Source organism: Variovorax sp. GW823-FHT02B07, assembly GCF_058797695.1.
This window is the reverse complement of record NZ_JBXAJX010000001.1, coordinates 391,789-414,662: the sequence shown is the minus strand read 5'-3', so window position 1 is coordinate 414,662 and position 22,874 is coordinate 391,789. Positions and strand designations below refer to the sequence as shown.

General features: G+C 67.6%; 16 protein-coding genes. 8 read left to right on the top strand and 8 right to left on the bottom strand.

All coding sequences use genetic code 11. The features are described from left to right. Positions 1–105: 105 nt before the first annotated feature. The 3 genes from AC1RGU_RS02020 to AC1RGU_RS02010 are packed head-to-tail and all read right to left on the bottom strand — an operon-like array spanning position 106 to position 8,210. On the bottom strand, positions 106–5,724 hold the full coding sequence (locus AC1RGU_RS02020; protein ID WP_492694384.1) for an alkaline phosphatase D family protein: 5,619 nt from the start codon (positions 5,722–5,724) through the stop codon (positions 106–108). A gap of 30 nt (positions 5,725–5,754) precedes the next feature. Next, the gene (locus AC1RGU_RS02015) at positions 5,755–7,524 is read right to left on the bottom strand and encodes a hybrid sensor histidine kinase/response regulator (protein ID WP_492696436.1); all 1,770 of its coding nucleotides are present in this window, start codon (positions 7,522–7,524) and stop codon (positions 5,755–5,757) included. A gap of 2 nt (positions 7,525–7,526) precedes the next feature. Then, positions 7,527–8,210 (bottom strand): response regulator, encoded by a 684-nt coding sequence (locus tag AC1RGU_RS02010; RefSeq protein WP_062472054.1) that lies wholly within the window; start codon positions 8,208–8,210, stop codon positions 7,527–7,529. A 208-nt stretch (positions 8,211–8,418) separates the two neighbouring features. Here AC1RGU_RS02010 and AC1RGU_RS02005 point away from each other — a divergent pair, with 208 nt between their 5' ends. After that, positions 8,419–10,131, top strand: a complete 1,713-nt coding sequence (locus AC1RGU_RS02005) for a phospholipase D-like domain-containing protein (RefSeq protein ID WP_492694382.1) — start codon at positions 8,419–8,421, stop codon at positions 10,129–10,131. A gap of 168 nt (positions 10,132–10,299) precedes the next feature. Continuing rightward, a complete protein-coding gene (locus AC1RGU_RS02000; protein ID WP_062472060.1) occupies positions 10,300–10,680 on the top strand; it encodes a cupin domain-containing protein in 381 nt (126 codons plus the stop codon). 129 nt (positions 10,681–10,809) lie between these two features. Here the strand turns inward: AC1RGU_RS02000 and AC1RGU_RS01995 are convergent, their stop codons facing one another. After that, the gene (locus AC1RGU_RS01995) at positions 10,810–11,043 is read right to left on the bottom strand and encodes an ATP-binding protein (protein ID WP_492694380.1); all 234 of its coding nucleotides are present in this window, start codon (positions 11,041–11,043) and stop codon (positions 10,810–10,812) included. A gap of 200 nt (positions 11,044–11,243) precedes the next feature. Here AC1RGU_RS01995 and AC1RGU_RS01990 point away from each other — a divergent pair, with 200 nt between their 5' ends. The 3 genes from AC1RGU_RS01990 to AC1RGU_RS01980 all read left to right on the top strand — a co-directional run bounded on the left by AC1RGU_RS01990 (position 11,244) and on the right by AC1RGU_RS01980 (position 13,081). Beyond that, positions 11,244–11,888 carry a hypothetical protein gene (locus AC1RGU_RS01990; protein WP_492694378.1) on the top strand — a complete coding sequence of 215 codons (645 nt, stop codon included), beginning with the start codon at positions 11,244–11,246 and terminating at the stop codon, positions 11,886–11,888. Between the two features lie 182 nt (positions 11,889–12,070). Further along, on the top strand, positions 12,071–12,334 hold the full coding sequence (locus AC1RGU_RS01985) for a DUF7336 domain-containing protein (RefSeq protein ID WP_307637269.1): 264 nt from the start codon (positions 12,071–12,073) through the stop codon (positions 12,332–12,334). 249 nt (positions 12,335–12,583) lie between these two features. Beyond that, complete coding sequence (locus AC1RGU_RS01980) at positions 12,584–13,081, top strand: hypothetical protein (protein WP_492694375.1); 498 nt, start codon at positions 12,584–12,586, stop codon at positions 13,079–13,081. A gap of 172 nt (positions 13,082–13,253) precedes the next feature. On the opposite strand, the gene AC1RGU_RS01975 is transcribed toward AC1RGU_RS01980, so the two are convergent. Together AC1RGU_RS01975 and AC1RGU_RS01970 are read right to left on the bottom strand one after the other, a co-directional pair. After that, the gene (locus AC1RGU_RS01975) at positions 13,254–13,739 is read right to left on the bottom strand and encodes a hypothetical protein (RefSeq protein ID WP_492694373.1); all 486 of its coding nucleotides are present in this window, start codon (positions 13,737–13,739) and stop codon (positions 13,254–13,256) included. 190 nt (positions 13,740–13,929) lie between these two features. Then, complete coding sequence (locus tag AC1RGU_RS01970) at positions 13,930–14,274, bottom strand: hypothetical protein (protein WP_492694371.1); 345 nt, start codon at positions 14,272–14,274, stop codon at positions 13,930–13,932. A 1,469-nt stretch (positions 14,275–15,743) separates the two neighbouring features. Between AC1RGU_RS01970 and tuf the strand changes: the two genes are divergently transcribed. Further along, positions 15,744–16,940, top strand: coding sequence for an elongation factor Tu (tuf, locus tag AC1RGU_RS01965; protein WP_492696435.1), 1,197 nt, complete (start codon positions 15,744–15,746; stop codon positions 16,938–16,940). 64 nt (positions 16,941–17,004) lie between these two features. Here the strand turns inward: tuf and AC1RGU_RS01960 are convergent, their stop codons facing one another. Continuing rightward, positions 17,005–17,439, bottom strand: a complete 435-nt coding sequence (locus AC1RGU_RS01960; protein WP_492694368.1) for a VOC family protein — start codon at positions 17,437–17,439, stop codon at positions 17,005–17,007. Between the two features lie 71 nt (positions 17,440–17,510). Here AC1RGU_RS01960 and AC1RGU_RS01955 point away from each other — a divergent pair, with 71 nt between their 5' ends. After that, entirely contained in the window at positions 17,511–18,164 is a 654-nt protein-coding gene (locus AC1RGU_RS01955; protein WP_492694366.1) for a dihydrofolate reductase family protein, read from the top strand. Positions 18,165–18,173: 9 nt separating this feature from the next. On the opposite strand, the gene AC1RGU_RS01950 is transcribed toward AC1RGU_RS01955, so the two are convergent. Then, entirely contained in the window at positions 18,174–19,061 is an 888-nt protein-coding gene (locus AC1RGU_RS01950) for a LysR family transcriptional regulator (protein WP_062472076.1), read from the bottom strand. A 263-nt stretch (positions 19,062–19,324) separates the two neighbouring features. On the opposite strand from AC1RGU_RS01950, the gene AC1RGU_RS01945 reads away from it, so the two are divergent. Beyond that, complete coding sequence (locus AC1RGU_RS01945) at positions 19,325–22,870, top strand: indolepyruvate ferredoxin oxidoreductase family protein (protein ID WP_492694364.1); 3,546 nt, start codon at positions 19,325–19,327, stop codon at positions 22,868–22,870. Positions 22,871–22,874: the final 4 nt, after the last annotated feature.

Sequence of the window (22,874 nt, the reverse complement as noted above, 5' to 3'; positions counted from 1 at the left end):
CTGTGCAATGGCTTGTATGGCACTGTGTCGTGCGTACGGTGCCTGTAAACGGCCTGTCGATTTCGCGCGCCCGTTTCGCCTGCCGGCTGTCGCGGATCACAGGCCCTACTTGCGTGCGAAGCGCGCCGGCCCCTGCACCGTCCAGCCACCGCCGGCCGCATCGAGCTCGCGAAGGCACTGCGTGAGCCCGTCGTCCAGGTCGAGGGTGACGCCGAGCCGCCAATGCCCGGTGGCACCGCGCTCCACCTGCAGCACGGCGAAGCCGTTGCCGGTGCCCACGGCCGCCGTGACCATGGTGGCGCCGAAGGCACCCGGCACGGCGCCGAGCTCGACCTGGCCGTCGAGCCAGAACGCGTCGGGCCGCGCATTGACAAAGGTCCAGGGTGCATACAGGCCCGAGGACACGACCGAGATCACCTCCACCGGTCCGCCCGCCGCCTGCAGCCAGAGGCTCGACACGCTCGACATGTGGCGGTCGCCCGACAGCACCACCACGTGGCGCGCGGTGGTGTCGCGCAGCAGTTCGAGCAGCGCGCGCTGCGAGGCCGGGTAGCCGCTCCAGTCGTCCATCCCCAGGCGTTGCGCCGGGTCGCCGAAGACCGCCGCGCGCGGCATCGGGAACAGCGCCACCGGCGACACGATGAACTTGGGCAGTTCGGCGGGCGCAGCCTCGAGCCACTTCTTCAGGTCGCCCATGCCGGCCTCGGCACGGATCGCCGCCTGGTCCAGCGGCGTGGCTTGCGCGTCCGTGCGCAGCGCCCGCCGCTGTCGCGTGCTGCGCGTGTCGAGCATGTAGAACGGAAAGCCGGCCGGCGCCATGCGGTAGTCGAAGGGACGCGGGTCGCGCTGCGGGCCGATGCCCCGCACCAGCTTGTGCTGCTGCGCGACGTAGCCGTCGAGCGCGGCGCGCACGGCCGGCGTTCCACAGGGGTCGGGGCCCGGCTCCCAGTCGTCCATCACTTCGTGGTCGTCGAGCAGCGGACAGGTCGGCAGCGAGGCCATCACCTGGCGCAGCGCCTCCAGCCTGAAGGTGAGCGCATAGGCCTGGCCGACGTCGTCGCCGCCGGCCGGCACGAAGAGCCCGGCGGTCTGGTCGACATACACCTGGTCGCCGGCCAGCACCAACAGCTGCGGCTTGTGCGGCGGCGCGAGCACCTCGAGCCGCTGCGCGAGCCGCCGGTACGACGCCTGCGCGGGCACCCGGTCGACCAGGCCCGGCACGTACTGGCAACTGGCGAGCACGAAGCACAGCGAGGCCTGTGCGGGCTCGCCCTCGCGCTGCACGGCGCCCATCCATGCGGGGTCGAGGCGCACCACGGCGCGCTCGCGCTGCGCGTCGGTGGCGGCGCCAAGCGTCTTCATCACCTGGTTGCGGATGGGCTCGATGGGCTCGTCCTGCGGCTGCGCGAACAGCCCGGCCGGCAGCCGCCGGCCCAGCACCTCGAAGGGGCCGCGCGCCATGGGCAGGTCGTCGTGCGCCGTCAGCACCGCGAAGCCCTGGTAGTCGGCGAGCCGGTCGTCGAACAGGTCGATCTCCACCGCCTCCTGCAGGAGCTTTTCGCGCGTGGTCTCCAGGCCCACCATCCATTCGAAGTCGAAGCACCAGCGCCCGTCGCGGCGCCACGCGGGCACGAAGACCACGGCGCGCGCCGACACATGCGCGGGCGGCGCGCGCAGCGCCAGCCGGCAATGCAGCCGGCCCGCGTTGTCCGCCGACCGGCTCGCAAGGCCGAGCCACGGGCCGGTCCACGGCAGGCTGGCCCGCCAGTCGGGCGGCACCGGATGGCCGCGGGCGGGCTTGTGATCGAAGGCCTCGAGAAACCGCACGATGTGCGGGAACACGTCGGTGCAGGCCTTCTCGCCGATCAGCGTGTCCTGGTGGCCGTAGTCACCGAGCACCAGCAGCTGGTGCGGGGTACCTTCGCCGAGGAACAGGTCGCCCCCGGAAGGCTTCGAAGCGTCCGACGGCTCCGGCAGCTGCGGAGGTTCCCGCGGCAGGCCTTCGTCCTTGCCGAACACGCGCTTGAGCAGCCAGAAGCTCTCGTAGGAGCCGCGCCAGTCGAACACTGCGTTGCGCTGCCCGTGCAGCATGAACACCGGAAAGCCGAAGCGCTGGCCGACCTGCTCGAAGCCGACCGAGTGGCCCTGTCCGCCGGCATCGGTCAGCACCTCTTCGCGGGCGTAGTTGCCGACCTGGGCGAGGCCGCGCACCTTCACGAAGCCGTAGATCGAATCGAGCGCATCGAGCGTGTCCTTGCCGATGTTGTGCAGCCGCATGGTCTGGCCGAAGATGGCGTCGGCCCGGTGCCGCACGGCCGCGAAGCCCGGCGCCTCGCGCAGGCGCTGCGCCTCCCCGTCGTCGTCGGGGTAGGGAAAGGTCGCCAGCAGGCCGTCGACGAGCAGGCGCTTCATGCGCGTGAGCGGGGGTCGCGTGTCGAACTCGTCGATGCCGATGAACTGCTGCAGGTAGCCCGCCACATAGCCCCGGAAGCGGTTGAAGGCCGTGGCGCGCAGCAACGGCCCCACCTGCGACAGCACCACCGCGCCGATGGACGCATGCAGCCCCGGCAGGCGCAGCACCGCCACGCTGAACATGGCAGCGCCGATGCAATGGGCCACCACGTCGACCTGGATGGGCGCCGCTTCGTCGGGTGTCGCATGCGCCGCCTGCACGGTGCGCAAGGCGTCCGGAATGTCGGTCTCCGCCACCTCGTCGAACGACCAGTAGCGCCGCGGCCGGTTCGGAAAGCCGATGCTGGTGCGCAGGTCGAGCACCCAGACCTCGCGCCCGGCCGCGAGCAGGCTGTGCACCAGATTGCCGGGAATGCTCCTGTGCGCGAAGGTGGAACCGCTTGCGCCATAGCCGTGGATCAGCATCACGGGCCGCGTGCCCGCACGGCGCACCGGCGGGTGGTAGCGCGACAGCAGCCGCGGCGGCGCGCTGCCCGGGCCCGCCGCGGTGACGAGCTCGACCGGCTCGGGCCGCACGCCGTACACCTCACCCGGCAGGCGCTCCCAGTCGCGCTGCGGCGAGTCGGGCGGCGGCACGAAGTGCAGCAGGTGAACCTGCAGCACGATGCGCAGCACCCACAGCGCCAGCTCGGCCAGGTCCGCCAGCTGGTTGGGCATGTCCTGCTGGTGCTCGACGCGCAGCAGGGGTTGCAGCGTCTCGACGAAGTACGAAGGGTCCAGCACCAGCCGGCCCAGCGGCTTCGGCGCATCGGGGCCGAGCAGCTGCAGTTCGCCCTCGCTCAGCTGCCGCCACGGGTTGCCGCCTTCGACGAACGCGATGCGCTTGGTGAGCCGCAGCCGGTCGCCCTCCTTCAGCGGCGCGCCGTGCGCGACGCGCGCCACCGTCCAGTCGTACTCGATGAGGCGCACCTGCCCCAGGTGCGAGCACAGCGCCAGCAGGTCGGCCATGGCGGGGCCCTCGAAGACGGCATCGTCCTCATCGATCGCGCCGCCGGCCGATGCGGCGCGCGCGTCCAGCAGGCTTTGCACCAGCGCCAGCAGCTTCTTGCGCGCCAACCCGTGGCTGCGCAGGATGCGTTCGATGCTGTCGCTCTTCTCGCGCACGAGCATCGATGCGGTGCCGGTGCAATGCGCGACGGGCGCGTCGCCGCCCTTGCCGAAGCGCAGGACCACCACCGGCTGGGACAGCACGCGCGGCGTCGCGCGCAGGGTCGGCACGTCGAACGGCTCGAATTCGACCTCGGCGCTCAACGCGAAGGCCTGGCCGTCGATGTGCACGCGGCCCGTCATGCGTTCGCGCAGCGAGACGCGCGTGGGCGCGGGCGCGCGGGGACGGGTCAGGTCGCGCCGCAACGGGCGCTGCGACGGCGGCGGCTGCGGCGAACCGGCCAGCGCCAGGCCCCAGTCCTCGGCCAGCACGGGCACCGCGCGCTCGGCCAGCGCGGCGATGGTGAGCGAGGGGTTGGTGCCGAGCGACACCGGCACGATCGAGCCATCAAGCACCGCCAGGCCCGGCAGCAGCGACGGCACGGCAGAAGCACCCGCAGCGCCGTCGTAGACGCGGCCCCAACTGTCGACCACGCCGCGCTCGCACCGGTCGGCCATGCGGCAACCGCCCAGCGGGTGCACGGTCAGCACCGAGCCCACGTCCTCCAGCTGGCCGACCAGGTCGGCGAGGCTGCCGAACGGCGGTATCGGTTTCCACAGCGGGTTGGGCAGCACGCGCCCGCCGAGTCCACCCGCGCCATCGTGGGCCGCATGCAATGCGCGCATCTGCGCCTCGAACACGGGCAACGCGGCCACCTTCGGCCATGCCACGCGCACCTGCGCGTCGGCCAGCACGGCGCCCTCGCCGCCATGACCGACGAAGCCGATCTGGCCGGCCGCCCCGTCGTCGCCCATCATTCCGTAGACCGGCGTGCGGCGCAGCATGTCGTCGTCCACGGCCAGCGGATCGCGCCCTTCGTCCGGCGCGTGCAGGTCGAGGTCCACGTGCGCGAGCGCCTGCAGCGCGTCGGTGGTGGTCACCACCTCGGCCAGCAGGCGGCGCAGCGGCGCGGGAATGGCGAACTCCTCGATCACCAGCGGGCGCTCGCCCTGCGTCGCGCAGGTGCGCAGCAACCCGGTGATGGTCGGCCCGATGCCGCGCTGTGCCGGCGCCTCGCCTTCGGGCGCGCTGGACAGCGCTTCGTCGTTCTGCGCGGCCGCCACCGCGATCATGTCGCCGTTGGCCGAGAAGCCGCGGCCCACCGCCAGCGAGACGGGCAGGCCCGGCCCCCTGGAGCGCAACAGCAGCTCGGTGGAGCCCAGCGTGCCGGCGGCCACCACCACCCGCCGCGCGCGCACCACGTAGGGCCGGGCGTTGTCGGTGCGCGCCTTGCGCCGGTCGGTGAAGAAGAACTCGACGGCATAGCCGCCGCCTCCCGGCAGGGCCGCGATGCGGTGCGCGGTGCCGCCGGTGAACAGGCGCGCGCCCCGAGCGTGGGCCAGCGCCAGGTAGTTGGTGTCCAGCGATTTCTTGGCGCGGTGGTTGCAGCCGCTCACGCAGTCGCCGCAGCGCAGGCAGCGGTGCATCGCCACCTGGGCCGGCGTGTGCGTGCCGTCGGCGAAAGCGATGGCGACATGGGCCTTGCCGCTCGCCGCATGCAGCCGCGCGCCGGCCTTCAGCAGGGAGTCGAGCTTCGACACGCTCTCGGGGATCTGCTCCAGCGCCAGCATGGCCTCGGCCTTGCCGTAGCCTTGCGCCAGCGCGGCAAGGTCGAGGCCCCCGGGCCAGGCGCCGCACTCGAAGGCATCGGGCGTGGCGCGCTCCATCACCGCCGCATTGATGAGCGACCCACCGCCCAGCCCGTTGCCGAGCAGCGCGTTCACTTCGCCGCCCAGGCGCAGGTCGAACAGCCCCGAGGCGTTGCCGCGCGCGGGCCGGCCGTCCTGCATGCTGAAGCGCACATGCCCCGGCAGCTCGGCGAAGGTGGCCGGAAATTCGCCCGGCAGGTATTCGCTGCCGCGCTCCAACACGTAGACCTTGATCGGCACGGCGCCCGGTGCGATGCCGGGCGCCGTGTCCAGCGACAGCGCGCCCGCCAGCCGTGCCGCCGCCACCGCGCCGCCGTAGCCGCTGCCGATGACCAGCACATCGCAGTGCAGCGCGTCGGGCGGCGCCGCGGCGATCTCGCGCACCAGCACCTCGGCGCCCTGCGAGAGCAGGCGGTCGCCGGGGGCATCGTCATCGTCGCAGCCACCGTCGTTCATGTTCGGCTCCTCGCGGAATGGATCGCGGATTCAGGAATGCCCGATGGCTGCGGCCAGCGCGCGGCCGAGCGTCTGGTCGTCGACAGGTTTGCGCAGCAGCGGCAGCGCCTGCCGCCGCGCCGCTTCGACCACCGCCGGGTCGGTGTCGGCCGTGACCATGACGATGGGCAGCGCAGGCTGTGCGGAGCGCTGCGCGCGCAGGCGCCCGGCGGCATCGAAGCCCGAGACGCCGCCGCCGAGCCGGCAGTCGAGCACCACCGCATCGGGCTCGTCGACCTGCGCCAGCGCCTCGTCGAGCGTGGCGGCGGACAGCACGCGGCAGCCCATCGCGCCCAGCGCGTTGAGGTAGGCGCCGCGCACCATCGGATCGTCCTCCAGCACCAGCACGCAGCGCCCGGCCAGGCTCCACGTCGCGTCGGCGCCCTCACCCCCGCAGCCGTCGGCACCGACAGGCGCGGCGCGCGGCAGCCGCAGGCGGAAGCAGGCACCCGCGCCGAGGCTGGACTCGAGCTCGACCGGCACGCCCAGCAGCTCGGCCATCCGCCGCACGATGCCCAGGCCCAGGCCATGCCCTGCGGCAGGCGCGGTGCCGGAGCCCGTTGCCTGGAGTTGCACCAGGTCCTCGAACACGAGCCGGTGGTTCTCGGGGGCGATGCCGGGGCCGCTGTCCTGCACGGTCAGCTCGACCCCGGCATCCGATGCATCCAATGGGTCCTGCGTACGGACCCGCACCTCGACCTGCCCGCCCGCGGGCGAGAACTTGATCGCGTTGTCCACGAGGTTGGCCAGCATGCGGCGCAGCAGGTCGGGGTCGGTGCGCACCGCCAGGCCGGGCGGGCAGGCGGTGTGCAGCGCGACCCGGCGCGCCGCCGCCGCGGCGCCGAAGCTGGCCATCACGGCGGTCAGCAGCCGGTCGATCTGCACGCGCTGCGGCTGGGCCACCACCACGCCGGCATCGAGTTTCGAGACGTCGAGCAGCGCGTCGAGCATGGCGCGCAGCTGCTCCAGGCTGCTGTCCACCACCTCGACGATCGCGCGCGCATCGGGCGCCATCGCCACGTGGCGCAGCGCCCCCACGTTGAGCGCCATCGCCTGCAAGGGTTGGCGCAGGTCGTGGCTGGCGCCGGCCAGGAAGCGGCTCTTGTCGTTGTTGGCGCGCACCGCCTGGTCGCGCGCGATGGCCAGCTGCGCGCGCTCGAACTCCAGCGAGGTGGCCAGCGCCTGGTTCTCGGCGCGGATGCCGAACGACTCCTCGAAGGTCTGCAGGTTGCGCCGGGCAAAGCGCGTCTGCACGCCGAAGAACATCAGCACCAGCGCGGCCACGCCCCCGCCGAGCCAACCGCCGGCCACCAGCCACATGGCGGCCGTGGGCACGAAGAGCAGCCCTGCGTAGGCCAGGAAGGCGGGCATCACGGTCGCGCTGGTGGACACGGCGCCCGCGCCCCAGGACACCAGGATCATCGTGAGGACCGCGTCCAGCGTCGGGTCGAGCCGGGCCATGAACAGCGCCGCGGAGCCATTGCAGGCGCCGATCAGCACGTTCCAATGCACCGTGGCACGCAGCCGCGCGGCGATGGGGCGGACGCGGTCGGCAGCCATGCGCGCGAGCGCGGCGGCGCGCCACTCGCGGCTGGCGATCACCGCCGCGAACCAGCCAAGCACCCAGGGCGTCGGCACGTCGCGCCAGACGATGGCCGCGACGACGACGGCGGTGAGCAGGATCTGCCATCGCAACCCCACGGCCTGCTCGGCGACCACCTGCAGGCGCCGCTCGTCCAGTTCGTCCAGCGCGGCCGGCATGCTCACGCCGCCTCGAGCGCCCACGCCGCCTGCGCGTCGAAGACGCGGCACATGGCATCGGTGCGGTTGCGCGCGCCGAGCGCCCGGTAGACCATCGACAGGTGCACCTTCACGGTGCCCTCGGCAATCAGCAGCTGGCGCGCGATCAGCTTGACCGGCATGCCCCGCATCGCCAGCGCCAGCACCTCGCGCTGGCGCGGCGACAGCTCGACGCGCAGGAAGCCGGCGAGGTCCTCGCGCGGCAGCTCGTCGGGGTCGCGCGCGCGGGTCACGTCGTCGGCCAGCACGAACTCGGCCGGCAGGTAGATCTTGTGGCGCAGCACCACGCGCAGGGCGGCCTCCATGTCCTCGAGCCGGTACGACTTGGGAATGAAGCCGGCCGCGCCGGCCTCGATGACCTCGCGCACGCGCTGCGGCGAGCTTTCCGCCGACTGCATGCACACGGGCGTGGCCTCGAAGTGCGCCTTCACGGCCTTGAGCGCCGCCAGCCCGGACAGCTGGGGCAGGTGGTAGTCGAGCAGCAGCAGGTCGATGCCGGTGGGGTCGCGCTGGCAGGCCTGCTCGGCGTCCCGCACGGCGTCGAAATGGAAGGGACGGCCGGGTTCGATCTCGGCGGCCATGCGCTCCAGCAGGAGGCGCGTGCCGTTCCAGACGATCTCGTGGTCATCGACCAGCAGAACCTTCATACAGGCCTCTCGTCTACGGTGACCCTCCCCGTCCTGAATGCAGATTAGCGCAAAGCCCCCCAAGAAGCGAGCGTGCGCACCTACACCAAAGGCCTAGTCGGATGGCCACGCCGGGGACTAGGCGCTGCGCGCAATGGTTGCGGCGGGCGCCGCGCGGAAAACTGGCTGCATCGATCGCCACTTCGCATCCGATGCACCGAGGTCCGCCATGAACACCCCTCAATCTCTTGCCGCGCTGCGTGCCGCATGGGAGCCCCTTGCGTGCCGCTTGTGCATCCTGGCGCTGCAGCATGCGGCGCTCGCCCGCTGGCTGTGCGCCGCGGCCATGCTCGCCGTCTCGCTGCTCGCGGGCTGCGCTGCATTGCCCAACGAGGTACCCCGTGTCGCGTCGCACGCGCGCACCGACCTCGGGAACAGCCCCCTGGCACGCATCGCCGCCGCGTCGCTGCCGGCTGCGGACAGCGCGATGTCCGCAATGCCCGATGTATCCGGCGTGCGCCTGCTACCGGGCGGCGACCAGGCCTTCGACGCACGCATCGCACTCGCGCAGGCCGCACGGCACACCCTCGACGCGCAGTACTACGTCGTGGCCCAGGACAGCGCGGGGCGGCAGTTCCTGCGCGAGCTGCGCGACGCGGCGCAGCGCGGCGTGCGCGTGCGCCTGCTGGTCGACGACCTGTACACGGGCGGAGACGACGAGATGCTGGCCGGGCTGGCCGCGCACGCCAACGTGGAGGTGCGCGTCTTCAACCCGCTGCCGGTGCGCAGCGGCGGCCTGCGCACGCGCGTGCTGCTGTCGCTGCACGAGATCGGCCGCGTGAACCGGCGCATGCACAACAAGCTCTTCATTGCCGACAACAGCTTCGCCATCACCGGCGGACGCAACATCGCCGACGAGTACTTCGGGCGCAGCAAGCCGGCGAACTTCATCGACATGGACGCGCTGCTGGCCGGGCCGGCGGTGCACGCGCTGTCGGCGAGCTTCGACGCCTTCTGGAACGGACCGTTGTCGTATCCCTTCGAAGCCATCGCGACCGCCAGCGCCCCGGCAGCGGCCTCTGCGCGCGAACGCTTCGCCGCGCTGGTGCGCGACCTCGACCGCTTCATGCCTCCCGCCGACGAACCCGATGCGCTCGGACGCGGCCCGGTCGGCGCGCAGCTGGCGCAGGGGCGCGTCGCGCTGGTGCCTGCGCAGGTGCGCGTGGTTGCGGACGCGGCGGTGCAAGGCCGCTTCGCTGATGATGCCGGCGACAACGTCGACGAGACCGCTGAGCCGCAAGGCCGCGAGGGCGCGGTCATGGCCGCGAACCTTGACCTCTTCCGGACCGCGCGCTCGGAGGTGCTCGTCGTCTCGCCCTACTTCGTGCCCATGCCCCGCATGATCGAGGCGCTGAGCCATGCGAGCCGCGAGGGCGCGCGCGTGTCGGTGATGACCAATTCGCTCGCCACCACCGACGAACCGCTGGTGCACTATGGCTACGCGCGCTACCGCAGCGCCCTCTTGCAGATGGGCGCCATGCTGTACGAGCTGATGCCGGCCAGCGAAGCGCATCCGGCCTGGAGCGACGCCGAAAGCGGCCGCGGCTCGCTCGGTCGCCTGCACGCCAAGCTGGCGGTGGTCGACCGGCGCTGGTTCTATGTGGGGTCGATGAACATGGACCGGCGCTCGGCGCACTGCAACACCGAACTGGGCCTGATCGTCGACAGCCCCGCGCTGGCCAGCGAACTGGCCGACCTGATCCAGCGCGTGCGCATGCCCGCGAGCTTCACCGTGAGCGAGGTACCTCTGCGAGGCGGCCTGCAATGGAGCTTCCTGCGCGACGGACGTCGCTGGGTGCTTAACCGGGAGCCCGAATCGAACTGGGCCCAACGACTGCGCTGGTCCGTGCTGTCGCTGGTGGTGGACGAAGATTTTCTGTAACCCGGCTTACGCAAACTGCCACATGACACTCATCGAAAGAGCGGCACTTCCGGGCAAGAAATAGATCACTGCAAGCGTGGCCCAGGACTACCATTCCATCGTTCACGTGCGGTTCGGCACGAGACTGCCGCGGACTGTTTGCTCACTCGTGTCGCAAGGAGAGTCGCGATGGCAAGCCCGATGAACGTCAACAAGCTTCAGACGAAATCCCATGACGAACCGGATGAGGTTCGGGAGCCCGAGAAGACCCGGGTCGAAGTGGTCCGCCTCGAGGGCTACACGCTCGGACGCTTCAAGTTCGAGCCCGGGTGGCGCTGGTCGAAGTGCATCAAGCCGGTCGTGGGCACGGACAGTTGCCAGGTGGCTCACGTCGGGTACGCGGTCTCCGGCCGGGTCACCGTGCAAATGGATGACGGCTCGCAGACCGTCATCGAGGAAGGCATGTCGTACACCATTCCGCCGGGCCACGACGCATGGGTCGAAGGCAACGCGCCGTTCGTCGGGCTGGAGATGATGAGCGCGGAGGAATTCGCAAAGCCCCAAAGCTGAGCCGGGGTGAGAGGCCTCGGGAAGAGACTTCTTCGGGATGGTCGAACGGGGCGTGGCACCCGCGACCGTCCGGCTCACGCGCCCGGGTCTGCGGATTGCCTGGGCGGCGAGCCGGGCGCCGGGAGCGTTTCAGCCCTTTCGCATGGTGATCGCATGAAAAGGGCAAGTCACTGCGCAGTCGCTGCAACCCGTGCACCGATCCGCGCCTTGAAGCGTCGACAACTTCTTCCATTGCTCGACTTCGAGACTGAGAAGGTGAAGGTCGCACGCGGCGACGCACCAGCCGCAGCCCGTGCAACGCGCGGCGTCGACAACGGGCAGCCAACCGGGTCGGTGCGGGCGGCGAGGCTGATGTACGTCCATCTGTGATTCCAACGAGCCGTATCGGTCCGGAAGGTAGCATGCTGCTGGCTCCAGTCGGCCACGACCGGACATTCACTATGAATATTCAGCGTTCGGTTTTCTACCTTAGGCATTTTCAGCGCAAAACAGCCGGTACGATCTAGAGATCGATCCGCGCTGGCAGCGTTCGCGAGAACTCACCGATTTCTGAGGTCAGTACCATGACTTACGGCATCCACCCTTCAGCGGTCCTGCGGGAATACTTCGAGGCGAAGCCGTATCAAGGCGCGGCGCCGGCTTCGGCACGCTTCCTCTTCTTCGGCATTGATGCGAACTTCGATCACGAGGTCGAAAGCTCGGAAGCTTTTCCTGATATCTGCGCATATCTGAAGGACGGCGTGAGGTTCTGGAAGGCGAACAGGCAGCACCATCACCCATTTCTGCTTCCCTACTACCGTGGAAGCGGTCGTCCCTACCATGAACGATTTGCCCGTATCGGGTTCGGCTACGAGCACGCGGACCAAGTGTCGTTTGTCGAGCTTCTGCACTTGCCGACATTCGGCGCAGGATGTCCTGCGGCAGCACAGCTGAAGTCGGCCCATCTCTCTTTGCTTGAGGAATGGGTTGAAGATGGATCTGCGAGGTACATATTCATCCCCAAGACTGTGCTGTCGATGCTGCAGCGTTCAAAGCGATTTCGCTGGCTTCCGTCCAAACCTATCAAGCACCTCGGCTCACTACCAGTGCTTAGTGATTCCAGTCACAAGACAATCTTCGCGCCGTTTCACTTCTCATACCGGTACGCCTCGAAAGAGGAACGAGACCGTCAGCTCTCAGACATCGGTGCACTGATCGACACAGCGTAGCCACCACACGAACAGAGGAAGTTCGAGAGAACGCTCAAACAGGATGTCCGCTGTAGGCCGCTCAGTAACCTTGACGAAGTTCAGGTTCTCTTGATGCCGAAGGACGGCATCGGGCCTTTCGCGACAGTATCTCGACCGACTACAGTCGGCCAGAGCTAGACATACACGCCCTGAGCCCAATAATGAATACCGTCTTTATCGTTCAGCACGTCCACCTGCTTTTGCCGCAGGAAGATGAGGACGTAAAACTGATCGGAGCCTATCGGTCGCTCCAAAGCGCCCATGCAGCCATTAAGCGGATGGCGAGTGCTCCGGGATTTCGAGATCATCCCAACGTCGTCGACTCAACCTACATCGGTGTTGGCGCAGGCGAAGGTTTCCACATCAGCGAGTACCGGCTCGATGAGGACAACTGGACCTCTGGCTATGTAACTCAGACCAATTGAGCCACCGGGAGCCGGCAATCCGCCTTTTTTCTCGCCGGCACGATTCGGCCAAGAGCGGGCATCTAAGTGTGTTAGTCCGTTTGGGTCGCAAACCCACTAAAACAGGTCGGATCCACCGCGAGATTTCACTCGGACTTCATCAAGCTCGAACCCACCCGCGATAGCCTGCGGCAGCAATGTCGCTTTTCGTACGTAGGCTCAAACCAAATGGCACAAGCTCGGCAAGTTGAGGGCAACCGAACGCCGATCTTGGCACGCCTGCTGGAGCTCCTTTGCGTGGCGATCTCTTGGTTCGCTCTGATCCTCGCGGCACCGATTTCTTTTATCGCGTGTTTTGATGCCACGCACCTGACGCATCGAATCAGCCCCTCCGAGCAAGATCACATCGAAATCGTGTCCCGTTACGCACGGACTTTCATCGATCAGAACAAAAGGCTCCCGGACCACGACGAGTATCGAAATTGGGTGGTCGCCACTGACAAACAGCAAGGGACGCATCTCGATGGGCTCGGGTACTCCTTGCACACGGAATGCGCGAAAGAGGTCGGGGACTTCTGTGTGGGCTTCTTGGCCGACGATGTCTGGGTGACCTACAGGTCAGGGCAGGCAAGCCTTGCGGAGGTGGCGATCGATGGCCGTCTGGGCGAGGCATGGCTCGAAGGAGTTGGCTTTGCGGGACTGCTGGCCATCGCCGTCTTCTTCAGGCGGGCAGCCAGTGTCAGGCGGACGTCCCCGCAAATTGAATGACTTCTTCAGAGATGCTATGTCTCTTGTGGGCCCTTTGCGCGAGTCGCACGCGAGGCTACAGTCGGCCAAAAGGTGACGGCCCCGTATTGCAGAAGCGGCCATCCAACGTTCGACATTAGCGGCGGGGAAAGCGGCGCAAAACGGACCTTTGCACGTCCGCTCGACGGAAGGGCTAGGTCACATACGTAGACAGAGCCTCTTGCCCGGTGTGGCCGCGAGCCTTGCCGGCGTTCAAGTGCGGTTGCAGATAGCTGCGCAGAACGGACTCCAGCCGAATCGCAGTTTGCTTCGATCTTACTCCGACGAGCACCAGCCGCAGCGACAAGCCAAGGGCGTGAGCATCGGTGTATTCGGCGATTGAACACACCACCATGATGCGCTTGGGTAGTGTGTTGAACCAGGCATCTTTCCGTTGGTCGAAGTGCGACGGCACTCGCTCAATAAAGCTGCGGCTCGTGGACTTGCCGACATACCAAAGTACATCCTGATCATCGAAGTAAAAGTAGAGCCCGTTGGGGTGGTCGGCCATCGAGCAGAGCTCGGATAGCTGGACGGTTCCGACGACCTTCTTCGGCATGGATCGCAGATGTGCGGCAAAGGCCTCGAGCGTGGAACCCAAATGGTCCTCGAAGGCGACGAAATACTCAGGGTGTGCCATAGGGGTCCTCACATTTGGCGTGAAAGGCAGGCCCCAGTACCCTGCGTTCGCTTGATGGAAGTGATATCCCGCATTGGAGACGCGCCAAAGCAGGCCTGCGCTCGCCGTCACACGATTTGAAGATGTGCTTCCATCCGCACATGAATCTGGGGCGCATGATGGCGACCTAGTTGCCCTGCAACTTCCAAATCTAGCGCCGGCCACCAAGCTCCGTGATCAGGTCTTCAACGCCTCCATAGATCGGCTCCAGAGGGTGATCTCGGCAGTACTTGTCCAGGTACGCCAACACCTTTGTAGGGGCGAGGGTCTTGTTCGGTGTCTGTACCCGCGCCACGTTGTTGAAAGCACTGATGAAGCCCCACGACCACTGAACAACGCCGTCTTCATAGATGACGTTCTTGTTTCTTCGCCATGCGATGTGCTTATCGCAGCCTTCGGCACCAAGACCGTGGAAATAAACCAATTCATCTTTGGCGACAGCGGCCAACGATGTCGTTGCGCAAGCGATGAGAACCGCAAGGATGGGGAGTCGCATTCTTCCTCCAGGATTTTTCGACCCACCATTGTCTTTCGACTCGGACCGGTCTCAACCCGAAGTCTTGAACTCCCAGACACCTCTGAATTGCCTGCTGCAAGATATCTCACTGGCGCATGGACTACTGTCGGCAAGAGCGCTGTGCGATGGCGGTAGACGCGTCTATAGGAAAACGAGAGCGAGTACCTACTCAACATTCCCGGCAACGCACGCTAGTCTTACTGTGTCACAGGAGTAGTCTCGCGCTTGTTCTTCCGCAGCAGGGACACTACCCGGGCCGCGTGATCGGCTGGTAGCTCAGCCGAACATCAGCACCCCGCCCCCCCGCAAGAGCCTAGCGAACTCCTCCATACGGCTTGCGCAATCGACGAGCCCATAGCCGTTGTTGGAGTCAGGAATTTCCATAGGAAACTTTTCGGTCAATCTGAGCTGCCTGCAACCGTCCGGTTGTCGCCGGGTGTTGCCTCAGATCGAGACCATCTTGGCGCACCCACCACCAAGATTTCGCCCTCCCCAATTCAGAACCACACATCCGCGTGTCCGGCAGCCCCACAGAATTTAGTGGGAATCGACCCTCTTTTCAGGCCAATGAATGGCATCTGCCGGTTCTACGAACAGCGGCTCGGCGGCTCGGGTTCAGAAAGGAGTTTCACGTCGGCACTTACCCGCTCGGTAGGCATGGAGCATCAACCGCCCCGCGCGGAACGACCGCTTTGCGGCAGAGCGCATGTCTGCTATGGGCCCGATACGGCCATTCCCGGCCCCAGCTCTTCGCGAAGAATCCGTCATTCAACCCGCCATCATCTGCATCGACCTGCACCACAGCGCCACGAACGCGACCTGCCGACATCTGCGACGAAGCGCTGCGCAACCATTGCTGCGTGCGTGCAACGCCCCTGTTGCCGGATCGCCATCGCGGTGTTAGCCTGCGCTCCCCCCAAAGATCAACCATCGCGTTGCGGCCAACACCGACCGCATGAGAGCCCCATGAAGCAGTTCCTGACCACGCAAGATGCATCGATGACCCGCGCAGCCGCGGTGATTTCGCTGCGCGCCTTTTTTGCCGAATTGCGTTCCTAGAGCCTTTCCACCTGGAGGCTCGGCCTCCTGAGTTTCACAAGACCCGGTAGGCCTCAAGCCACCGGGTTTTTTGTTTTCCGCTTGCCCACTTGGAGATCTGGACATGAGCCCCGAACGAGAGCTTCTTTCTTCCGCCGCACGCGCTGCCGGCGCAGTGCTGTGCGTCGACTCCGTGGAGTGGTTCGTGTAGAGCCTTCAGGCCCTCGTGCGCCTGGAGGTCCATCCTTCAGGCAAGAAAAAAAGCCTGTCGAGTGGTCCACCCCGGCAGGCTTTTCTTTTGCCCGCTTGGCGGGCACCGCGAGTTTGGTGCGCGCGCACCGACAACCCGTCGACCGTTTCGCCTGGCCAGCGAATCGCGTCGGTTTTTCAATCTCAAACTGGAGAGAAACATGATGAACAACAAGGTTCATGTGAATGTCGGAACCATCGGTCACGTCGACCATGGCAAGACGACGCTGACGGCTGCTCTGACCTTCGTGCAGGCCGCGCGCTTTGGCGGCGATGCGCTGTCCTATGGACAGATCGACAACGCAAAGGAAGAGCGCGAGCGCGGCATCACGATCAATACCTCGCACGTCGAGTACGAGTCGGACGTCCGTCACTACGCACACATCGACTGCCCCGGGCATGCCGACTACATCAAGAACATGATCACCGGCGCCTCGCAGATGGACGGCGCGATCCTGCTGGTGGACGGCACCGAAGGCGCCGCGCGGCAGACCATCGAGCATGTGCTGCTGGCGCGCCAGGTGAACGTCGGCCACATGGTGGTGTTCGTGAACAAGATGGACCTCGTTGCCGCAAGTGACCGTGCGGAGATCGAGCAGCTGATCGAAATGGAGATCGGCGCGCTGCTGGCCGCGCACGGTTACCACGATGCCCGCTTCGTGTTCGGCAGCGCGCTGAAGGCCCTGGCCGCCGCCGAACGCGGCGATCTCGAAGGCCCGGACGTGCAATGCATCGTCGAACTCGTGGACGCGCTGGACGCGTGCATTCCTGATCCGGTGCGCGACTACGACGCGCCGTTCATGATGCCTGTCGAAGGCGTGCACACCATCGCGGGCCGCGGCACCGTGGTCAGCGGCCGTGTGGAGCGCGGCGTGATCCGCGTGGGTGACAGCCTGGAGATCGTCGGGCTCAGCGCGGACGGCGACGAGCAGGTGGTCGTCACCGGCGTGCAGTCCTTCCACAAGGACGTCGCCGAGGCGCGGGCCGGCATGAACGTTGGCCTGCTGCTGCGCGGGGTCAAGCGCGACGCTGTCGTGCGAGGCCAGGTGGTCGTGAAGCCCGGTGCACTGAAGCCGTACCGGACGGGGCGCGCACAGATTTTCGTCCTCAGCAAGGACGAAGGTGGTCGCCATACCCCGTTCGGCTCGGGCTACCAGCCGCAGTTCTTCTTCGGCACGACCGACGTGACGGGTGTCATTCGCGTCGACACCGAGACCGGCATGGTCGAGCCGGGCGCACAGGCGCAGATCAGCTTCGAGCTGAACAAGCCCGTGGCCATCGAGAACGGCATGCGGTTCGCCATGCGCGAAGGCGGCAAGACCATCGGCGCAGGCATCGTGACCGAGGTGCTCGGCTGAAAGGCTGATGCGCCATTTGCCCCTGTGGCCCGATTGCCGGGCGGCAGGGGCTTTTTTTTGAGCCTCAACCGAGCTGCTCGGCAAGCCCGACGATGATGCCCTCAGGCCCCCGGATGTAGGCGAGCCGGTACGACTTCTCGTACTGCATCTGGCCGATGAGTTCTGCGCCATGGGCTTGCATCCGCGCAACGACCGCATCGATGCCATCGACGGCAAACATGATGCGGCGAAGACCCAGGGTGTTCACTGGCGCATTCACAGGCCCGAACCTGACCGCATCCGGCGTGTGGAACTTGTCCAGTTCGATTCCCTGCCCATCGGGCGTTCGCAGCATGGCGAGGGTGGCCCGGACGTCCCCCAGCCCGATGAGGCTGCCGACAGCAGGCCCTTCCACCGTGGTCTGGCCCTCGAGCTTCAGGCCCAGCTCGATAAAGAACGCCTTCACCGCTTCCAGATCGTCGACAACGATCAGGATGTTGTCCATTCGCTTGAGTGTCATGTCCTTCGGCTCCTCTTTCAACGGTGTTGCAAGGTCTACACTGCGTCTCCGCTTTTGCAGGAGACGACCCCATGCCTCGATTGCTTGTGCGCAGCTTCGGTGTTTCGCTCGACGGCTTCGCGGCTGGCCCGGACCAGAGTCTGGCGCATCCGCTGGGCGTTCGCGGCCCCGAACTCATGGACTGGTTCATGCCCACGCGCGTCTGGCAGCAGATGCTTCAGACAGGCAAGGCCGATGGCGAGACCGGCATCGACAACGAGATGGCCGAGCAAGGCTTCGCCGATATGGGGGCCTGGATCCTCGGGCGCAACATGTTCGGGCCGGTGCGCGGTCCCTGGCCCGACGAGAGTTGGAAAGGCTGGTGGGGCGACGAGCCTCCCTACCACGTGCCGGTCTTCGTGCTGACCCACCATGCCCGCGCACCACTGACGATGCAGGGCGGCACCACCTTCCACTTCGTCACCGGCGGCATCCACGATGCACTGGCGCAGGCACGGGCCGCCGCGGGTGGGCGTGACGTGCGGGTGGGCGGTGGCGTGGCCACCGTGCGCGAATACCTGAAGGCCGGCCTGATCGACGAACTGCACCTGGCCTTGCGGCCGGTGCTGCTGGGCCAGGGGGAAGCGCTGTTCGCAGGCCTGGATCTGCCAGCGCTGGGCTACCGCTGCGAACGGCAGGTGGCGGGCGAGCGCGCCATGCATGTGTTCCTGCGTCGCTCCGAATGAACCCGCGCCCTACGGCATCCCTCGCGCCAGCAGATGGTCCACCAACCGACGCTGCGGAAAACTCAACGCCTCCTGCCGCGTACACAGGTACATCCGTCGTGACGCCCACGCGTCGGTGAGGTTGATGAAGCGCAGCTTCATCTCCTTGCGGTAGGTCACCGCCGCGCCCTCGGGCAGGATGCCCACGCCCATTCCCGCTTCGATCATCCGGCACACGGCCTCGAAGCTCTTCACGCGCACGCGCAGCCGCAGCACCTTGCGTGCGCTCATCGCGGCGTCTTCCATGGTGCGGGAGATGGCCGAGTCGTCTTCGAGCCCCACGAAGTCGAAGTCGAGCAGTTCTTCGAACGACACCTCGCGCCCACGCCACGGGTGCTTCTGGCGCACGATGGCCACGAGCCGGTCGGTGCGGTACGGAATGAAGTGCAGCGCCGGGTCGACCGCCTCGCTGGTGATCACGCCCACGTCGGCCTGGCGGTCGCGAATCGCCTGCACGATGTAGACGCTGCGGTGCTCTTCCACGCTCACGCGGATCTCGGGGTAGCGCAGGCGAAAGCTGGCCACATCGTCGGGCAGGAACTGGCCCATGGCCGACGCGTTGGCATGCAGCCGCACGCGGCCGGTGGCGCCCTGCGCGTAGTCCGACAGGTCGGCGCGCATGCGGTCCACGTCGCGCAGGATCTGGCGCGCGTGCATCGCCAGCGACTCGCCCGCGCCCGTGGGCGTGACGCCCTTCGAGGTGCGGTTGAGCAGCCCCACGCCGAGCTGGCTCTCGAGGATGGCCAGGCGCCGGCTCGCGGCCGACAGCACCATGTGGCTCTCGGCGGCCGCCTTGGACAGGCTGCCGTGCTCAATGGCGCGCAGGAACAGCGCCAGCGAATCCAGGTCGGGTCTCATCGGGTCCTCGGTCGATCGGGCGGACATTGTCGGGCCTGCGCGGTTGCGGACGCGCAGCCGAAGGCCTTTCGGCGAATCGACTGCGGCGGCGATGGTTCTTCCGGAATGCGGGTTTCCCCGTCGAAACGAAGAAGCACTTTCGGGCCGGGGTGCGAAAGAATCGTCGCTGTCTCGGCGGCAACCCCGGCGAGGCGTTTCGCGGGCCGGCCCTCTACCGGGGCCACGCCCGCATTCCACGAGTCCTACCCGGAGTCTTTTCTCTCATGGCAACCCACGAACTCGCCAGCGTTGCGCTGGACGACAAATACACGGCCACCGAAGGCCGGATCTACCTGAGCGGCATCCAGGCGCTGGTGCGCCTCATGCTCGTGCAGAAATGGCGCGACCAGCAGGCCGGCCTGAACACCGCGGGCTTTGTCTCGGGCTACCGCGGCTCGCCGCTCGGTGGCCTGGACGAAGCGCTGTGGAAAGCCCAGCCGCAGCTCGAAGCCAACGCCGTCAAGTTCCTGCCCGGCGTGAACGAAGAGCTGGCCGCCACCGCCGTGTGGGGCACGCAGCAGGTGCACCTGACCGGCGAGAGCGCGGTCGATGGCGTGTTCGCCATGTGGTACGGCAAGGCGCCCGGTGTGGACCGCTGCGGCGACGTGTTCAAGCACATGAGCCACGCGGGCACCTCGCCGAAGGGCGGCATCCTGCTGGTGGCGGGCGACGACCACGGCGCGTCGTCGTCCACCCTGCCCAACCAGAGCGACCACCTGTTCGCGGCCTCGATGATCCCCATGCTCTACCCGCAGAGCGTGGAGGAATACATCGAGCTGGGCCTGCACGGCTTTGCGATGTCGCGCTTTGCCGGACTGCCGGTCGGCTTCAAGGCGCTGGCCGACACGGTGGAGTCGTCGGGCTCCATTGCCGCCGGCGCGCTCGACGTGCACACGCGGCTGCCGAAAGACTTCGTGTTCCCGCCCGGCGGCGTGCATGCGCGGCTGTCGACCGACACGCTCGGCGTGCAGGCGCGCAAGCAGGAGGCGCTGATGCAGGACTACAAGATCTACGCCGCCATCGCCTACGCGCGCGAGAACCGCCTGAACCGCGTGACCATCGACTCGCCCCAGGCGCGGCTGGGCATCGTGGCCTCGGGCAAGTCGTACCGCGACGTGCTCGAAGCGCTGGAAGAACTGGGCATCGACGCCGACGAGGCCGCGCGCATCGGTATTCGGCTGTTCAAGGTGTCGATGCCCTGGCCGCTGGAGCCCGATTCGATCCGCGAGTTTGCCGACGGGCTCGAAGAAATCCTGGTGGTCGAAGAGAAGCGCCAGATCGTCGAGTACCAGCTCAAGGAGCACCTGTACAACTGGCGCGAGAACGTGCGCCCGCGCATCATCGGCAAGTTCGACGAGCAGGGCGAATGGGGCGCGCACCCGCGCGGCCAGTGGCTGCTGCCGGCCACGGCCGATTTCTCGGTGGCGCAGATCGCGCGCGTCATCGCCGGGCGCGTGGCGCGCTTTCACACCAGCGACCGCATCCGCATGCGGCTGGCGATCCTCGACGCGAAAGACGTGGTGCTCGGCAAGGCCGTGGCCACGCCCTCGCGACCGGCCTGGTACTGCGCGGGCTGCCCGCACAACACCTCGACCAAGGTGCCCGAAGGCAGCCTGGCGCTCGCGGGCATCGGCTGCCACGTGATGGCCACGGCCATCTACCCCGAGCACAACCGCACCACCACGCACATGGGCGGCGAAGGCGCGCCGTGGCTGGGGCAGGCGTGGTTCTCCAAGCGCAAGCACGTGTTCGCGAACCTCGGCGATGGCACCTACTACCACTCGGGTTCGCTCGCCATCCGCGCGGCCGTGGCGGCGGGCGTGAACCTCACCTACAAGATCCTCTACAACGACGCGGTCGCGATGACGGGCGGCCAGCCGGTCGACGGGCCGATCACCGTGCCGCGCATCGCGCACCAGGTGGCGGCCGAAGGCGTGAAGCGCATTGCGCTGGTGGCCGAGGACCCGACACGCTGGGCCGACCGCAGCCTGCTGCCACCCGACCGCGACGGCCTCTTTGCGCTGAGCGTGCACCACCGCAATGACATGGACGCGGTGCAGCGCGAGCTGCGCGGCTTCGAGGGCGTGTCGGTGCTGATCTACGACCAGGTGTGCGCGGCGGAGAAGCGCCGCCGCCGCAAGAAGGGCGAATTTCCGCCCGCCGCGCGTCGCGTGTTCATCAACGACGCGGTGTGCGAAGGCTGCGGCGACTGCGGCGAGCAATCGAACTGCACCGCCCTGCTGCCGAAGCCAACCGACCTGGGCCTGAAGCGCAGCGTGGACCAGAGCGCGTGCAACGCCGACGAGTCGTGCATCAAGGGTTTCTGCCCGAGCTTCGTGACGGTCGAAGGCGTGAAGCCGCGCAAGCACGCACCCGTGGCCGTGAAGGCCGCCGAAGAACCCGCCCTGCCCGCGCCGGTGCCGCTCGCGCTCGAAGGCATGCACAACATCCTCATCACCGGCATCGGCGGCACAGGCGTGATCACCATCGGCGCGCTGATCGGCATGGCGGCGCACCTCGAGGGCAAGGGCGTGAGCGTGCTCGACATGACGGGCATGTCGCAGAAGAACGGCTCGGTCACGTCGCACGTGCGCATCGCGCGCGACGCGGCGCAGCTGAAGGCGCAGCGCATTCCCACCGGCGAGGCCGACCTGATCCTGGGCTGCGACATGCTCACGGCCGGCGCGCCCGACGCCATCGCGCGCATGCGGCCGGGCCGCACCTACGCGCTGGTCAACACCTTCGAGCAGCCGACGGGGCACTTCGCGCAGCAGCCCGAGTGGCAGTTCCCGGCCGCGCAGGTGCGTGCGCTCATCGAGGAATCGGTGGAAGGCCGCGCCGACTTCATCGACGCGACGCAGCTGGCCACGCGCCTCATGGGCGACGCCATCGCGGCCAACCTGTTCCTGCTGGGCTTCGCGTTCCAGAAGGGGTTCGTGCCGCTGTCGGCGCAGGCGCTCGACAAGGCCATCGAGATCAACGGCGTGGCCGTGAAGGCCAACCAGGCCGCGTTCCGCTGGGGCCGCAAGGCGGCGCTCGACCTCGCGGCCGTCACGCGCCAGGCTGCGCCGGCGCAGGTGGTGTCACTGCAGAAGCCCCAGAGCTTCGAAGCGCTGGTGGCGGACCGCACCGCGTTCCTGACCGCGTACCAAAACGCGGCCTACGCACGCGGCTACGCAGACCTCGTCGAACGCGTGCGCGACGCGGAGCAACGCACGCGCGGCAGCACGGTGCTCGCCAAAGCCGTGGCTTCGGGCCTGTTCAAGCTCATGGCCTACAAGGACGAGTACGAGGTGGCGCGCCTGTATGCCGACCCGCGCTTCATGGAAAAGCTCGGCGAGCAGTTCGAAGGCAAGCCGGTGCTGCGCTTTCACCTCGCACCGCCGGTGCTGGGCCGGCGCGACGCCGAAGGCCGCGCGCTGAAGACCAGCTTCGGCCCGTGGATGCTCGGCGCCTTCCGCGTGCTCGCGAAGCTGCGCGGCCTGCGCGGCACGGCGCTCGATCCGTTCGGCCGCACCGCCGAGCGCCGCATGGAGCGCCAGCTGGCTGCCGACTACCGCGCGATGGTCGAAGACCTGCTCGCGCGCTTCGAGCGCATCGACTTCGACACCGCCCTGTCGCTGGCGCGCCTGCCGGAGCAGATCCGCGGCTTCGGGCACGTGAAGGAAGAAAGCATCATGTCGGCGCGCGTGCGGTGGGAGATGCTGCGCGGGCAGCTCGACAACGCGGCGCCTGCGCGGGCGGTTCGGCCGGAGCCTGTGGCCGCCTAGTCGG

What these genes read in the sequence shown, in the direction of transcription:
- AC1RGU_RS02020 (WP_492694384.1), bottom strand. Translation starts at nt 5,724, where the DNA reads ATGAACGACGGTGGCTGCGACGATGACGATGCCCCCGGCGACCGCCTG.
- AC1RGU_RS02010 (WP_062472054.1), bottom strand. Translation starts at nt 8,210, where the DNA reads ATGAAGGTTCTGCTGGTCGATGACCACGAGATCGTCTGGAACGGCACG.
- AC1RGU_RS02000 (WP_062472060.1), top strand. Translation starts at nt 10,300, where the DNA reads ATGGCAAGCCCGATGAACGTCAACAAGCTTCAGACGAAATCCCATGAC.
- tuf (WP_492696435.1), top strand. Translation starts at nt 15,744, where the DNA reads ATGATGAACAACAAGGTTCATGTGAATGTCGGAACCATCGGTCACGTC.
- AC1RGU_RS01990 (WP_492694378.1), top strand. Translation starts at nt 11,244, where the DNA reads ATGACTTACGGCATCCACCCTTCAGCGGTCCTGCGGGAATACTTCGAG.
- AC1RGU_RS01955 (WP_492694366.1), top strand. Translation starts at nt 17,511, where the DNA reads ATGCCTCGATTGCTTGTGCGCAGCTTCGGTGTTTCGCTCGACGGCTTC.
- AC1RGU_RS01970 (WP_492694371.1), bottom strand. Translation starts at nt 14,274, where the DNA reads ATGCGACTCCCCATCCTTGCGGTTCTCATCGCTTGCGCAACGACATCG.
- AC1RGU_RS01985 (WP_307637269.1), top strand. Translation starts at nt 12,071, where the DNA reads ATGAATACCGTCTTTATCGTTCAGCACGTCCACCTGCTTTTGCCGCAG.
- AC1RGU_RS01960 (WP_492694368.1), bottom strand. Translation starts at nt 17,439, where the DNA reads ATGACACTCAAGCGAATGGACAACATCCTGATCGTTGTCGACGATCTG.
- AC1RGU_RS01975 (WP_492694373.1), bottom strand. Translation starts at nt 13,739, where the DNA reads ATGGCACACCCTGAGTATTTCGTCGCCTTCGAGGACCATTTGGGTTCC.
- AC1RGU_RS01950 (WP_062472076.1), bottom strand. Translation starts at nt 19,061, where the DNA reads ATGAGACCCGACCTGGATTCGCTGGCGCTGTTCCTGCGCGCCATTGAG.
- AC1RGU_RS02015 (WP_492696436.1), bottom strand. Translation starts at nt 7,524, where the DNA reads ATGCCGGCCGCGCTGGACGAACTGGACGAGCGGCGCCTGCAGGTGGTC.
- AC1RGU_RS01995 (WP_492694380.1), bottom strand. Translation starts at nt 11,043, where the DNA reads ATGGACGTACATCAGCCTCGCCGCCCGCACCGACCCGGTTGGCTGCCC.
- AC1RGU_RS02005 (WP_492694382.1), top strand. Translation starts at nt 8,419, where the DNA reads ATGAACACCCCTCAATCTCTTGCCGCGCTGCGTGCCGCATGGGAGCCC.
- AC1RGU_RS01945 (WP_492694364.1), top strand. Translation starts at nt 19,325, where the DNA reads ATGGCAACCCACGAACTCGCCAGCGTTGCGCTGGACGACAAATACACG.